Below are 14,482 nucleotides of genomic sequence, written 5' to 3' on the forward strand. Positions count from 1 at the left end.
TTTATAGAAGTTAAAAAAAATTTATTACACATTATATGTATTAATAATACTGACAATCTTATTTAAATCACTATTTTCTAAACCTACATATAAAGGCAGACATAAAATTTTTTCTGATATGGACTCTGATACTGGCATTTTACTACCTTTAACATAATTTATTGTATTTAATGAAGGGTAAAAATAACGTCTGGGTACAATATTTTGTTCTGCTAATTTTTGTTGTACCTTTAAAAGTATCTTTTCAGAATTAAATATAATGGGATAGTAGCTGTAATTCCACTTAGTATTTTCTCTTATTTGGAGTGATTTTAATTTACTAAAATCTAGCGATTCATTGTAAAAATCTACTACTTTTTTCCTTTCAGCAATTATATAATCTATATAATGTAATACAGACAAGCCCATCGCAGCTTGTAGTTCAGATATTTTAGCATTAATTCCTACACCACAAATATCATTGGTTTCAGTATATCCAAAATTATGACTATAATTTAACCTTTTCATCAATTCGGAATCTTTGCAAAATAAAGCTCCTCCTTCTCCCGTATGAAATAATTTGGTAGCATGAAAACTACAGGTACTTATATCACCATATTCAAATATGGATTTGTTGTCATGCTCCACTCCAAAACAATGCGCTGCATCATAAATAACCTTTATCTGATATTTCTTTGCAATTTTTTCAATTATTTTCACATTACAAGGATTACCAAACACATGGGTTGCTAATATTGCCGTAGTTTTATCTGTAATTGCTTCTTCAATCTTATTTTCATCTATAGTCAGATGATCCGGATCAATATCCACAAACACCGGTTTACAACATTCCCATATAATGGCGGAAGTAGTAGCCACAAAGCTAAAAGGTGTAGTAATAACTTCTCCTCCCTTAGCAATATTTTTCAATGCTATTTGAATAGGGACGGTACCGTTATTAGTAACTAATATATTAGTAATATTTAAATACTTCTTGAGCTTCTCTTCAAGTTTTAAAACTAATTCACCTCTATTGGTCAGCCATTGGTTTTTCCATACTTTTTCTAAATATTCATTATATTCAGATAAAGGAGGTAGGAATACCTTAGTTACATTAATTCTTTTTTCCAAAATCAAAAAACGCCTTTAATTATTAAAATTTAAAAATCAAAAATATAACAAAATTAATAATTCTCACAAAGAATACACATAATTTTATATCTAGAGCATAATTTATTAAACACAAACATTTAAAACAATTATAATATATAATAGCTACAATAACGTTTATATACTCCATATATAAATCTGCTATTTATTTTTATTTACCTTTGCAAAAAATATGATATGTCAAATATTATAGCGCTTGTAGGAAGGCCTAATGTAGGAAAATCTACTCTTTTTAATCGATTACTACAAAAGAGGAAAGCAATTGTTGATAGTGTGGCCGGGGTTACTCGTGATCGGCATTATGGAAAAAGTGATTGGAACGGCGTCGATTTTACTGTTATTGATACAGGAGGTTACGTAGTTGGATCAGAAGATATTTTCGAAGAAGAAATAAGAAAACAAGTTGAACTTGCCGTAGATGAAGCTTCTGCGATTATATTTTTAGTTGATGTAACAGAAGGCATCACCGATATGGATAAAGAGGTTTCCAATCTTTTAAGAAAAACAGACAAACCTGTCTTTTTAGTTGTTAACAAAGTGGACAATGCTATGTTGGAAACGGAGGCCATGGAGTTTTATTCATTGGGAATGGAGAAATATTATACTATATCAGGAATGACAGGTAGCGGTACAGGAGACCTGCTGGATGATATAGTTGCCACATTTAAAGAAGAAGATTACGTAGACCCTTTTGAAGGCTTGCCGAGAATAACCATTGCAGGAAGGCCTAATGTGGGAAAATCAACATTTACCAATGCTTTATTGGAAAACGAGCGTAATATCGTAACAGATATAGCCGGTACTACCAGAGACAGTATCGAAACCTTATACGAAAAATTCGGATATAAATTTGTATTGATAGATACTGCCGGTATGCGGAAAAAAACTAAAGTAAATGAAAACCTTGAGTTTTATTCCGTAATGCGTTCCATACGTTCAATTGAGGATTCAGATGTTGTAATCCTAATGATAGATGCAACCTTAGGTTGGGAAAAACAAGATATGAACATCTTATTTTTAGCTCAAAAATACCGAAAAGGAGTTGTTATCGTCGTTAACAAATGGGATTTAGTTGAAAAAGAAACCAATACGTTAAAACAATTTGAAAATTTTATAAAAGAAAAGATTGCTCCATTTACGGATGTACCCGTCATTTTTACCTCGGCTATTACTAAACAGCGTGTGTATAAAACGGTAGAAACTGCCATGAAAGTTTATGAAAATCGTTCACGTAGGATCAAAACCAGTAAATTAAATGAAGTCATGCTTCCTATAATTGAATCTACACCCCCGCCAAGTATTAAAGGTAAATATATAAAAATTAAATACTGTACTCAACTTCCCACCAGAACTCCACAATTTGCATTTTTTGCAAATTTACCGCAATATATCAAAGAACCCTATAAACGATTTATTGAAAATAAATTACGTCAAAATTTTGAGTTGACAGGTGTTCCGATTGAAATATATTTCAGACAAAAATAAATTCCATAATAAATAAAAAGCATCCCTATCAAGAGATGCTTTTTTTATAATAAATATTTTTAAAAATTAGAAAGGATATTCAAATAATTCACTTTCATGATAGTATGGATTACCTTTAGCTTCTAAATTAAGCTTACTTATAGAATACATTACAGTAAATATAAATAGTCCCAACATAAAAATAAAAGCCCCGATTTCTAATAGCCCAATACCCCAGAAAGCACCAACAGTTCCCGGCATAATAATATTAAACATATCTAAATAATGTCCGAATAGTACCACACAAGCCATAATAGGGACAATGACATAATTTCTCTTCACTTTACTGCTTACTAATATCAAAAACGGTAATACTAAATTTGGTATCAACATGGTAAAGTAAGTAGGTCCATATAACTTGTATCTTCCAAAGAAATATACCGTTTCCTCAGGAATATCAGCATACCAATACAACATAAATTGCGCAAACCACAGGTAAGACCATAAAAGACTAAATCCAAACAAAAATTTAGCAAGATCATGCATATGGTTATCATTAAATGCGGGTAAAAAACCTTTCTTTTTCAGATATATGGAAATAATCAACATCACTCCAACGGAAGAAACCAAACAGCTGATTAATACATACCACATATATAAAGTAGAATACCAATGAGGATCAATGGACATTAACCAATCCCATGCCCAGCAAGCGGATGCCAAAGCAAAGAAAACAATAGCACCTACACTCCAATTGTATACTTTTTTATAATCGGAAACTTCTTTAGTTTCATCCAGCTTTCTCGTCAGAGATTTTATTTTCCATAAAAAGAAAATACATCCGGCTACATAAATCAGCGTTCTAATAACAAAAAACGGTCTATTTAAGAACGGTTCCTTAGATTTTATAAGTAAATCGAAATGCGAAGAATTAGGATCGGTTAAAGAGGGATCCATCCAATGATATAAATGATTCAGTCCTCCATGTTCACCACCATATGATGAAAGAAAAATAAATACAACCATTAATAAGCCGCCTACAGGTAAAAACGAAGCAATACCTTCCATTACTCTGATAACAACAATAGACCAACCGGCATTACCTGCATGTTGGACAGCAGCAAAAAACAAGGCAGTAGCTGAAATACCGAAAAATAACATCAAAGACACAAAAAATGCAGACCACGGTCTGTTATGAATTTGATGTTCAGCATGTTCAATATGTTCTTTAGAGTGCGCAACATCTCCTTTATAAACTGAATTCATGGGTTGAGCTCCCGATAATTCTTCATTATGATGTAAAATTTCCTTAACAGCATGTTCATCTATACGTGAATTCTGATAATACCCTATACCAAAGGCTATCAATCCTACTACGATTAATACTATGGACGTTAATTTAAGACTTGATGAAAATGTATATCTCATAGCTGTATTATTGTTCTGTTGTTTGTGTCTGTTCTGCAGAGTTTGATGTTGCAGAAGGTTTAAATTCGTTAATTACATATTCTGCAACTCTCCACATATCTCCGGGTAAAAGTTGCCCCGCATAAGATCCCATGGCATTTCTTCCATGTTCCATAACATAATGTACAGATCCGACTGTTATATCCCTATCCTTATAATTAGGTACTCCCGAAAATGCTCCGGATTGAACAATATCACCTTGTCCGTCTCCGGCTGTACCATGACAAGCCGAACATGTTTTTATATATAAATCTTTTCCTCTGGCTAAGTCCTTATCTTTGTTTAAAGGGTTTAGCGGTGAAACCGTTATTTTTTTAGAAGCATCGTATCCTTCAGGGGTGTTTGGCAAATCCATAGGTAGAATTCCTTCTGGATTTTGAGCTATAGTTCCGGGTACAGGCGCTAATGCGGTTGCTCCTCCTTGCTTTGAAAATAAAGGAACCGTCGTTCCTTGTTCTCCATAAGCAATTACTGCCTCTTGATAAGGATCATAAGCTACCGGATAGTACATATCTGGAAAATAAACCAAACTGGGTTTTTTCTTACTACAAGAAATTATAAACAAACTTCCTGTTATAGCAAAAAGAATATATTTAGTTATTTTTTTCATCTTCAATTTTTTTTACAGTTATTTCCTCAACACCTGTAGCTATCAAAATTTCCTTTACTTGGTCGTAATTTTGATTAGAAATTTCAACTAAAAATTTATCATCGGTAGTCCTTGGATCAGGATTTTGAGCTTTTTGTCCCGGATAATGCTTGTTTAAAATAAGGTATGTAATGGACATGAGGTGAGCGGCAAAAAATACTGTCAGCTCAAACATAATTGGAATAAAAGCCGGCATATTTTCTGTCCAAGTAAAACTCGGTTTTCCCCCTATATTTTGCTGCCAATCATAATTCATCGTATACCAAGTAAGCACAGAAGCAACAGCTAACCCCATAGCTCCATAGAAAAAAGCAAATTCAGACATTCTCGATTCTTTTAATCCCATTGCCTTATCTAACCCATGTACCGGAAAAGGTGTATAAACTTCATTAATTTCAATTCCTCTATCACGAAGTTGCTTAACCCCATCTATAAGGAGATCATCATCTCCGTATAAACCGTAAATAATTGTCTTAGTGGTGCTCATTTTCTAAATGATGTTTTTTATACCCTTCACTTGATGTTTTTATAATTGTCTTCAATTCTGCCTGAGCTATAACCGGGAAAGTTCTAGCATACAACAGATATAATACCGAAAAGAAACCTATCGTTCCGATGAATATTCCTACGTCTACAAAAGAAGGTTGGAACATTGTCCATGAACTTGGTAAATAATCCCGTGACAGATTGATAACAATAATATCAAATCTTTCAAACCACATACCGATATTTATAACAATGGAAACAATGAAAGTCCAAAGAAAGTTTCTTCTTAATTTTTTTATCCAAAGAGAAGCAGGAATTAATACATTACAAAGAATTAATAACCAAAATGCCCACCAATACGGTCCTGTGGCAGCTCCAACTGAGAAATAAGTAAAATCTTCATATCTGCTTCCTGAATACCATCCGATAAAGAATTCCGTAATATAAGCTACTGTTACCATTCCTCCTGTCACAACTATTACAATATTCATATATTCGATATGCTTTTGAGTGATATAATCCTCTAAATGACATACTTTTCTAACCACGCTAAGCAAGGTTTGAACCATAGCAAAACCGGAAAATATAGCACCCGCAACAAAATACGGCGGATATACTGTTGAATGCCATCCTTTAATAACTGAAGTTGCAAAGTCAAAGGAAACAATGGTATGAACAGAAAAAACTAAAGGAGTTGCAAGACCTGCCAAAACTAATGACACTTCCTCAAATCGTTGCCAATGCTTAGCTTTACCTCCCCACCCAAAACTCAATATAGTATAAATCTTTTTAGTTACCGGTTTAACCGCTCGATCTCTAACCATGGCAAAATCAGGAATTAGTCCGATATACCAAAAAACCACAGATACCGAAAAATAGGTACTGATGGCAAATACGTCCCATAATAAGGGGGAGTTGAAATTGGGCCATAAAGTTCCAAACTGGTTAGTTATAGGAAATACAAAGTAAGCTAACCATATACGTCCCATATGAATACATGGGAACATGGCTGCCTGAACCACTGCAAAAATAGTCATGGCTTCCGCAGAACGGTTAATGGAAAGTCTCCATTTTTGACGGAAAAGCAATAATACAGCAGAAATCAATGTTCCTGCATGACCTATTCCTACCCACCAAACGAAATTAGTAATATCCCATCCCCAATTTATCGTTCTGTTTAGTCCCCATACCCCTATTCCGGTACCTATCGTATAAGCGATACACCCTACTCCATAGATAAAGGCTACTAAAGCAATATAAAAAGCAAACCACCAAAGTTTCCCGGCTTTGGTTTCAATAGGACGGGCTATATCTTCCGTAATGTCATGATAGGTTTTATCCCCTAAAATTAACGGCTCGCGAATAGGTGCTTCGTAATGTCCTGACATAGTAACTTTCTTAAAATTTTTATGATTCTTTTCTATTCCTAATTTTGTGCTGATAGAATACATTAGGTTTTGTTCCTACTTCTTCTAACAATACATATTTCCTTTTATCTTTTGATAGCCTTGCAATTTCTGATGAAGGATCATTAATATCTCCAAATTTAATTGCTCCGCTAGAACAAGCCAGTGAACATGCTACCTGAAATTCTCCATCTTCCACTTTTCTACCTTGTTTTTTAGCCTCTAAAATGGTAGCCTGAGTCATTTGTATACACATGGAACATTTTTCCATGACTCCTCTGGAACGAACAACGACATCCGGATTTAATACCATTCTTCCTAAATCATTATTCATATTATAGTCAAACTTATTGTTAAGCGCGTAGTTGAACCAATTGAAACGACGTACTTTATACGGACAGTTATTGGCACAATAACGTGTTCCTACACATCGATTATAAGCCATATGATTTTGTCCTTGTTTTCCATGAGAAGTAGCCGCTACCGGGCAAACAGTTTCACAAGGTGCATGATTACAATGTTGACACATCACCGGTTGGAAAATTACATCCGGATTAGTTGGATTTGGTTCAATTAATTCCTTATACATAGGAACTTGATCCAAATTTTCCAAGATTTCTTCTTTTTGTTCTATCTGCTTTTTAGAAGAATAATATCTGTCTATCCGTAACCAATACATGTCTCTTGACATCCTTATTTCTTCTTTTCCAACTACGGGAACATTATTTTCGGCTTGACATGCTATAATACAAGCACCACATCCGGTACATGCATTTAAATCAACCGAAAGGTTAAAATGTGGACCGTCTGTACTGTCATAATCTCTCCATAGATCTACTTTATTCATAGGAACTTCTCCTACGTATGAATCCATTTTTAACGGCTCATTCCATTCTTTAGGATCCTCGTTTAAGAAAGTATCTAAGGAAACTTCTCTTGCTATTTCATACCTACCCATCAAGGTACCTTGCATTTGCATTGATGCAAATTCATGCATTCCTTGAGTCGGTTTAATAGTTATATTATATTGAATTAAATTAGAGTTAAGATAAAAAGGATAGGCATTTATTCCGGTTTGACCTACTTTTCCTGATTTTGATTGACCGTATCCTAAGGCTAATCCAATCGATCCTTTAGCTTGTCCCGGCTGAATTAATGCCGGAACACTTTTTATTACTTTTCCATTAACCGTTAAATCTACTAAGGAACCATCCAATTGCATTCTGCCATTGGTCTCATTCTTAATTCCTAATTGTTTAGCATCTTCTAATGAAATTGTAATATAGTTATCCCATGCTAGACGAGAGATAGGGTCCGGCAACTCTTGCAACCAAGGATTATTCGCTTGAACTCCGTCTCCAATAGCTGTTTTAAGATATAAGTTTAATTCAAAAGTTCCCGCTTTAATAACTGCTAAGTTAGATAATGCCTGTTCCGCATTTCCTCCGATTACATTTAATTCTGTAATTTCGGATGTTTCATTGTATCCATTATATAAAGCCTGATTAAAACTATAACCTAATTTAGTTCCTAACTGCGTTTGCCAATATTGTTTTAAATAATTATAATAAGCATTGGTTTGCTGGGGCGTTGCTGTAGTAGTATAGGTAGAATTAAACGGAGTGGTTGCATTTTGAACCGTATCTTTTTTAGATTGAGTAGCTAAAGAATCAACCGATGGAGTCGAACCAACGGGAGCAACTGTGGTATTTTCTTTAACCGCATTTGTTTGTAATCCTGCATTTCTCCAAACCAATAATGAATCTTGAAATTGACGAGTATCAAAAATTCTTTGGATGGTTGGTTGTGATAATAAGTAAACCCCTGTTGCCGGATTTAAATCTCCCCATGATTCTAACCAATGAGGAACCGGTGCAATGGCCTTACATATAGAAGCTGTTTCATTTTCATATTCTGAAAGAGATACAGAACAATTTACCTTTTTAAATAAATCTTTCAGTTTTTCTCCCTCTGAATATGAATAAATCGGATTAGTATTAAAGTTAAGTAATACTCCTACTTGTCCGGTTGACAACCAAGATAGTAATTCCAAAAAACGAGCATCATTGGATTCTTTAGTCAATAATACTTTATCTTTTCTAACTGCTAATGAATTTAATTTTTGATTTATCAGATTGGCTATCACATAGGCTGATTTATCGCCTTCCGCAAATACAACCGCTTTTGAACCTTTTATTATGAGTTCTTTAGCTATTTTTTGAGCAGTAGGATTGGAAGAAGTTCCATCCAATGCTTTATACACTTCACCCAATAATTTTTGAACTTCCGAAGGTTTTAACGGCATTCTTTCATCGGAACTAGCCCCTGATAAACTTAAATTGGATTCAATTTGAATATGCTTAAGCATAGTTTTCCCCGGGGTTTTGGCTTTGGCATAATCTGCCTCAAAATGTCCTCCATTCCAATCATTCAAAAAATCAGCACCAAAAGAAACCAATAATTCAACTTTAGTTAGATCATATAATGGTAAAGCTCTTACTCCATAAACCTCTTCAGCAGCATCTAACGCCGGTGAATAGGAAATCGCATCGTAAACGACATGTTCTGTGCTTGGGTATATGGTTGTAAAATCTTCAATGATTTTTTTAGTGGAGGGAGAAGGAAAAGATGGTGTTAAAATTACAATCTTTTTACCCGAAACCTTAGCTGCCTGTAATTCTTTATTTACATATTCATCTAATGATTTCCAATCGGTTTCAGATCCATTCAGTTTAGGTGCTTTAGCTCTGTTATTGTCATATAATGAAAGAACAGATGCTTGACTTCTGGCTGTGCTTTCACCAAAAAAGGCAGCATTTTTATTACTTTCAATTTTAATGGGTCTTCCTTCCCTTGTTTTAACTAAAACACTGGCAATGTCAAATCCATTGTAAAGAGTTGAGGCGTAATAACTGGGTACTCCCGGAATGATACCTTCGGGTTTAACCACATAAGGTACCGATTTAATAATTGGAGCTTCACAGGCTGCTAAAGTTACAGCTGCTGTTCCAAAACCTAAGAATTTTAAGAAATCTCTTCGAGAAGTTTTTGTAGAATACATTGCTTGATCATCTCCTAAAAATTCATCGATAGGAAGCTCTTCTACAAATTCATTTGCTGCTAATTTCTCTGGTAGTGAAGGATCTTGTAATTCTTCTAAACTCCTAAATTTTATTTTATCTTTTGAAGCCATAATGATCTTCTGATGATTTTAATTAATTAATAATGACATTTACCGCATTCTAAACCTCCTATGGCATCTACCGTTATTTTAGATTTATCTTCTCCATATTCTTTCTTCAATTTTTCATGAAGTTTATTGAAGTAAGCTGCATTATATCCATTGGTCATATCGACTTCTGTGGTACGGTGGCAATCTACACACCATCCCATTGTGAAATCATTCGCCATTCTTACAACATTCATGGTATCTATGGAACCATGACAGGCTTTACATACCACGTCAATTTGATGATTCGGGTTCTTTTTATTGAAATCGGCTATTATTGTTTTTTCTCCTGCCACTACGTGTTGTGAGTGATTAAAATATACGAAATCCGGCATATTATGAATTCTTTCCCATTTCACCGGTTTTTGTTTACCTGTGTATTTTTGGTTTTCTTCATCCCAACCAATATAGTCATAAATTTTCTTAATTTCAGCAGTATAGAATTCTTTAGATTTGCCCGGTTCGATATATTTGCCGGTATATTCGCTGATATTTCTATGACAATTCATACATACACTTAGAGAAGGAATTTCGGAAACTTTACCATATTTTGCTCCGGAATGACACAATTGACAATTGATTTTATTTTCTCCTGCATGAATTTTATGTGAAAAATAAATAGGTTGATCCGGTTCATAACCTTTATCGACTCCTATTCCCATCAACCAAGCCCATACTCCGTAAAAAGATAAAGCCAATAGTAAAGTTACCAATCCATACAAGACCCCTTTGTATTGTACATAAAATTGTGAAAAAGTTCTAATTCTTGTAGATTCAAGTTCTGATAATTCAGCGCTAGAAGTTTTTAGTTTTACTAGTTTATTGATTTTCAGTAAGGTAAAAATCAATATTACCCCTATTGAGGCAAAGGAAAGTAAAATATAGTTTAGATCATTTGATGTTTTCTTTTCAACTACGGCGGGAGCAGCTTCTTCCGGTAGAGCCGGTGGATTTTCAAGATAAGCTAAAATATCATCGATATTTTGTACTGATAATCTGCCTTCGAAAACATCCATAGCAATTTGATTGTTCTCTTCGAAGATTTTATTCGCACGCTTATCTCCACTTTTTCTTAAGGCTTCATTATTCATGATCCATTTTTGGATCCATTCTACATCAGCGCCTTCTTCAGTTAATTTTGTTACAATTCCTTTTAGTGCAGGTCCTGTAAGTTTTCGGTCTAACGCGTGACAAGCGGTACAATTGTCTTTGAATAATTTCTCTCCATTCTTTACATCTCCATTTACTTTCTGCGCTAAAACAGAAACACTTGTAAAGAGAGTCAGCATACAGACTGCTATAATTTTATTCATAATAATTGATTTCAATTGAATGAAACTTATTTATAATATAATTGTCCCATTAAAAGCGACTTATGCAAAAATAAAAATATGCTCTATATTGCCAAATGTTTTTTTTAACATATCTTTTAGTTTTTGTTAATTTGTAATTATTCTAAATAACGATCGCTTTTATCTAGCTGTTAAACAGCTTATTAAATTGAAATACACGCAAATAACCTTTCTAAAAACCAGATGAAAAAACAGTTTTTTTTATCTTATACGGCAAAATTTACTCATTTTTTCTAGCCAAAAATCGTGTTAATTTAATACCCATATCTAAAAAAATGATTTTAGCACTTCCATTTCTTTCAATATGAAAAAATGCGTTATTAATTTCTTCTAAAATATCTTCTATATTTTTCCCGTGAACAAAATGACTAAAATTATCCCATTTAAAGTTTTCATATGTTAATGGATTATTTACTAAGCTTGATGATTCGTAATTTTGAAGTAAGGCTTGTCTAAAAGTTTCGGCACAAAATTGTAAGAAATTCTTTTGTTTTTCTCTACCCCAAGCAGATATTTCTAAAGACCAATCTACTATTTCTCTTAAAAATTGTGGTTTTTTAGGAGCCATGACCGCTGCACGGTTCCATCGAATAAAATATTTCTCGAATTCTTCTTGTAAAGTATTGTTTTTTATTAGTTTACAAGCTACATCCCAATCGCCTTCAGCTCTTTTTGCTAAAATATCGGCCGTTTCTTTGTCTAAGGAAAACCTATTTTGTAAATGATCGGATATTTCATTGTTTTCCAAAGCATTAACAGTTATTTTTTGACAACGAGACAATATGGTTGGAAGAATTTTTTTATCATCTTCAGCAATGAGTATAAACAAAGTTTTAGCAGGCGGTTCTTCCAATATTTTAAGTAATTTATTGGCAGCTTCTACTCTCATAGTTTCTACCATCCAAACTATTTGAACTTTATATCCTCCTTCAAAACTTTTTAAGTTTAGGTTATCAATTATATTTTCTATTTCTTTAACAGAGATGATCCCTTGTTTTTTATCTTCATTAATATATGCATACCATTGGTTTATATCCCTATAAGGATCTTCGATAATAAACTCCCTAAACTGTTTAATGTAGTCAGAGCTTATGGCTTCTTTTTTTTCTGTTGAATTATTAATGGTAGGAAAAGATAAATGCAAATCGGGATGTTGCAATTGATTAATCTGTAATAAACATTTTTCAGATTGTTTGCAAATAACTTCTGAAGCATAGGTAAGTGCAAGCGGTAAAACTCCGTAACCCGGTTTTCCTATATACAGTTGCGCATGGCTAATTCTATCTTCCTTAATTGAATTTTGCAATTGCTTTTTTAAATTTTGCTGACCTATTATTTCATCCCATTTCATGTAAACAAAGATAGATCAACTTTTCTAATTCACTTACTTTTATATAATAATTGAATCACTTGGTAGGTTTACTTTTTTATCTTAGGCTTAATAAATTTAGTTTTATATAGACTGACAATCGATAGCCGAAAATCGTTTCCATTATTTACTAAAATGAATAAAAGACAGCATATCTCAAAATTGTTCATAAGTTGTTTAGATGAATTTACATATATGAATAATTATTGCAATAGTTTATTAAACGTTACATCTGACTTCTAAAAAATTGTTTAGAAAAAAGATAGGTCTACCTTATAATTTTGCATATTTTTGAAACTGATATGGAACAACTAGAATCTAAATACAATAAAATTCCTAAATCCAACAAAATCATTAACTTAGAAAAAGGAAAGCTTCCCCCTCAAGCTATTGATTTAGAAGAAGCTGTACTAGGTGCCATGATGATCGATAAAAAAGGGTTAGATGAAATTATAGATATTTTATCTCCCGAAGTATTTTATAAAAGAGAGCACCAACTAATATATGAAGCCATTGAAGATCTTTTTAAGCAAACAGACCCTATTGATATTCTTACTATATCCAATAAATTACGATCTCAGGGTAATTTGGAGGCTGCAGGAGGCGATTTTTATTTGATTCAACTTTCCAACAAAATATCTTCTTCGGCTCACATTGAATACCATTCAAGAATTATTCTTGAAAAATATATACTAAGGAAACTCATCGAAATATCATCTAATATGATTGAAAAATCGTATGATGAAACTTCAGATGTTTTCGATTTGTTGGATTATTCTGAAAGTCAGTTATATGAAATTACCAATGGTACTTTGAAACGAACTTTCAATGAAGCTAAAAATTTAGTTTCCAATGCTTTAAAAAAGATTAAATCTTTAGAATCTAAACAAGGAATGAGCGGTATCCCTTCAGGATTTAAGCATGTGGATAAAATTACTGCCGGTTGGCAACCTTCGGATCTTATAATTATTGCAGCAAGACCCGGAATGGGTAAAACGGCTTTTATTCTTTCCATGGCCAGAAATATTGCCATAGGGGCAGAAACTCCGATCGGTGTATTTTCATTAGAAATGTCCGCAGAACAGTTGATGATGCGTATGATATCCAGTGAAACCGGAATTGAATCTGAAAAGTTGAGAAAAGCCAATTTATCCGAATTAGAGTGGCAACAACTTTATTCCCGAGTTAATAAATTGGAAAATGCGCCGATATTTATAGATGATTCTCCCGGGATTTCTGTTTTCGATTTGAGAGCTAAGGCTCGTAGACTTGTTTCACAGCATGGAGTAAAAATGATTATGATCGATTACCTCCAATTAATGTCGGCAGGAGGAAAAGGTATAGGAAATAGGGAGCAAGAGATTGCTACGATTTCTCGTTCACTAAAAGCTATTGCCAAAGAGCTTGAAATACCTGTTATAGCACTTTCGCAGTTATCCCGTTCTGTGGAAACTCGCGGAGGAAGTAAAAAACCTTTACTTTCGGACTTAAGGGAATCGGGGGCTATTGAACAGGATGCCGATATTGTAACCTTTATATATCGACCGGAATATTACAAATTAGATACTTGGGAAGACGGAACACCTTGTACAGGTCAAGCAGAATTTATTATTGCAAAGCATAGAAACGGTGCTCTCGAAGATGTTCGATTGCGTTTTACAAGTTCTCAGGCTAAATTTTCGGACATCGATGAAGATTATTTTTCCGTACAGGAAAGTATAAGTTCTACCACTTTTGAAAGTAAAATCAATGATGAAACTTCATTTGACAGTTCCATAAATATTCCATCTATTAATCCTAGCGATTCGTTTGGAATTGATGATACTATTGATGATCAGGATTCTGATATGCCTTTTTAAAACTTTGGCTGCATCTTGTGAATCTTCTGCGTATATTAAGCATTTAAATCAA

Annotated in this window: 10 protein-coding genes; 2 read left to right on the forward strand and 8 right to left on the reverse strand. The window is 33.5% G+C overall.

The window, feature by feature from the left end:
- Nucleotides 1–24 precede the first annotated feature (24 nt).
- Nucleotides 25–1,116 carry a DegT/DnrJ/EryC1/StrS aminotransferase family protein gene (locus GFV00_RS05080; RefSeq protein ID WP_160556968.1) on the reverse strand — a complete coding sequence of 364 codons (1,092 nt, stop codon included), beginning with the start codon at nucleotides 1,114–1,116 and terminating at the stop codon, nucleotides 25–27.
- Between the two features lie 210 nt (nucleotides 1,117–1,326).
- On the opposite strand from GFV00_RS05080, the gene der reads away from it, so the two are divergent.
- Complete coding sequence (gene der, locus GFV00_RS05085) at nucleotides 1,327–2,634, forward strand: ribosome biogenesis GTPase Der (protein WP_160556967.1); 1,308 nt, start codon at nucleotides 1,327–1,329, stop codon at nucleotides 2,632–2,634.
- Between the two features lie 66 nt (nucleotides 2,635–2,700).
- Here der and GFV00_RS05090 read toward each other — a convergent pair whose 3' ends face one another.
- From GFV00_RS05090 to GFV00_RS05120, 7 genes are all read right to left on the reverse strand, one after another.
- Nucleotides 2,701–4,041: a quinol:cytochrome C oxidoreductase gene (locus tag GFV00_RS05090; RefSeq protein WP_160556966.1), complete on the reverse strand. Its 1,341-nt coding sequence runs from the start codon at nucleotides 4,039–4,041 to the stop codon at nucleotides 2,701–2,703.
- 7 nt (nucleotides 4,042–4,048) lie between these two features.
- Nucleotides 4,049–4,690 carry a cytochrome c gene (locus GFV00_RS05095; protein ID WP_105296733.1) on the reverse strand — a complete coding sequence of 214 codons (642 nt, stop codon included), beginning with the start codon at nucleotides 4,688–4,690 and terminating at the stop codon, nucleotides 4,049–4,051.
- A complete protein-coding gene (locus GFV00_RS05100; protein ID WP_160541743.1) occupies nucleotides 4,674–5,216 on the reverse strand; it encodes a DUF3341 domain-containing protein in 543 nt (180 codons plus the stop codon). The genes GFV00_RS05095 and GFV00_RS05100 overlap by 17 nt, the downstream gene beginning before the upstream one ends.
- The gene (gene nrfD / locus GFV00_RS05105; protein ID WP_160557295.1) at nucleotides 5,203–6,603 is read right to left on the reverse strand and encodes an NrfD/PsrC family molybdoenzyme membrane anchor subunit; all 1,401 of its coding nucleotides are present in this window, start codon (nucleotides 6,601–6,603) and stop codon (nucleotides 5,203–5,205) included. Before nrfD ends, GFV00_RS05100 begins: the two co-directional genes overlap by 14 nt.
- 19 nt (nucleotides 6,604–6,622) lie before the next feature.
- On the reverse strand, nucleotides 6,623–9,814 hold the full coding sequence (locus GFV00_RS05110; protein ID WP_160556965.1) for a TAT-variant-translocated molybdopterin oxidoreductase: 3,192 nt from the start codon (nucleotides 9,812–9,814) through the stop codon (nucleotides 6,623–6,625).
- 26 nt (nucleotides 9,815–9,840) lie between these two features.
- A complete protein-coding gene (locus tag GFV00_RS05115) occupies nucleotides 9,841–11,163 on the reverse strand; it encodes a c-type cytochrome (protein WP_160556964.1) in 1,323 nt (440 codons plus the stop codon).
- Nucleotides 11,164–11,422: 259 nt separating this feature from the next.
- On the reverse strand, nucleotides 11,423–12,553 hold the full coding sequence (locus GFV00_RS05120; protein WP_160556963.1) for a DNA polymerase III subunit delta': 1,131 nt from the start codon (nucleotides 12,551–12,553) through the stop codon (nucleotides 11,423–11,425).
- 320 nt (nucleotides 12,554–12,873) lie between these two features.
- Here GFV00_RS05120 and dnaB point away from each other — a divergent pair, with 320 nt between their 5' ends.
- Entirely contained in the window at nucleotides 12,874–14,430 is a 1,557-nt protein-coding gene (dnaB, locus tag GFV00_RS05125; protein WP_160556962.1) for a replicative DNA helicase, read from the forward strand.
- Nucleotides 14,431–14,482 lie beyond the last annotated feature (52 nt).

This window comes from Apibacter sp. B3935 (assembly GCF_009827705.1).
In the GTDB taxonomy this organism is placed as follows: domain Bacteria; phylum Bacteroidota; class Bacteroidia; order Flavobacteriales; family Weeksellaceae; genus Apibacter.

Excerpts from the sequence above, each read along its gene's own strand:
- GFV00_RS05095 (WP_105296733.1), bottom strand. The coding sequence starts at position 4,690 with ATGAAAAAAATAACTAAATATATTCTTTTTGCTATAACAGGAAGTTTG.
- GFV00_RS05110 (WP_160556965.1), bottom strand. The coding sequence starts at position 9,814 with ATGGCTTCAAAAGATAAAATAAAATTTAGGAGTTTAGAAGAATTACAA.
- dnaB (WP_160556962.1), top strand. The coding sequence starts at position 12,874 with ATGGAACAACTAGAATCTAAATACAATAAAATTCCTAAATCCAACAAA.
- nrfD (WP_160557295.1), bottom strand. The coding sequence starts at position 6,603 with ATGTCAGGACATTACGAAGCACCTATTCGCGAGCCGTTAATTTTAGGG.
- der (WP_160556967.1), top strand. The coding sequence starts at position 1,327 with ATGTCAAATATTATAGCGCTTGTAGGAAGGCCTAATGTAGGAAAATCT.
- GFV00_RS05090 (WP_160556966.1), bottom strand. The coding sequence starts at position 4,041 with ATGAGATATACATTTTCATCAAGTCTTAAATTAACGTCCATAGTATTA.
- GFV00_RS05100 (WP_160541743.1), bottom strand. The coding sequence starts at position 5,216 with ATGAGCACCACTAAGACAATTATTTACGGTTTATACGGAGATGATGAT.
- GFV00_RS05120 (WP_160556963.1), bottom strand. The coding sequence starts at position 12,553 with ATGAAATGGGATGAAATAATAGGTCAGCAAAATTTAAAAAAGCAATTG.
- GFV00_RS05115 (WP_160556964.1), bottom strand. The coding sequence starts at position 11,163 with ATGAATAAAATTATAGCAGTCTGTATGCTGACTCTCTTTACAAGTGTT.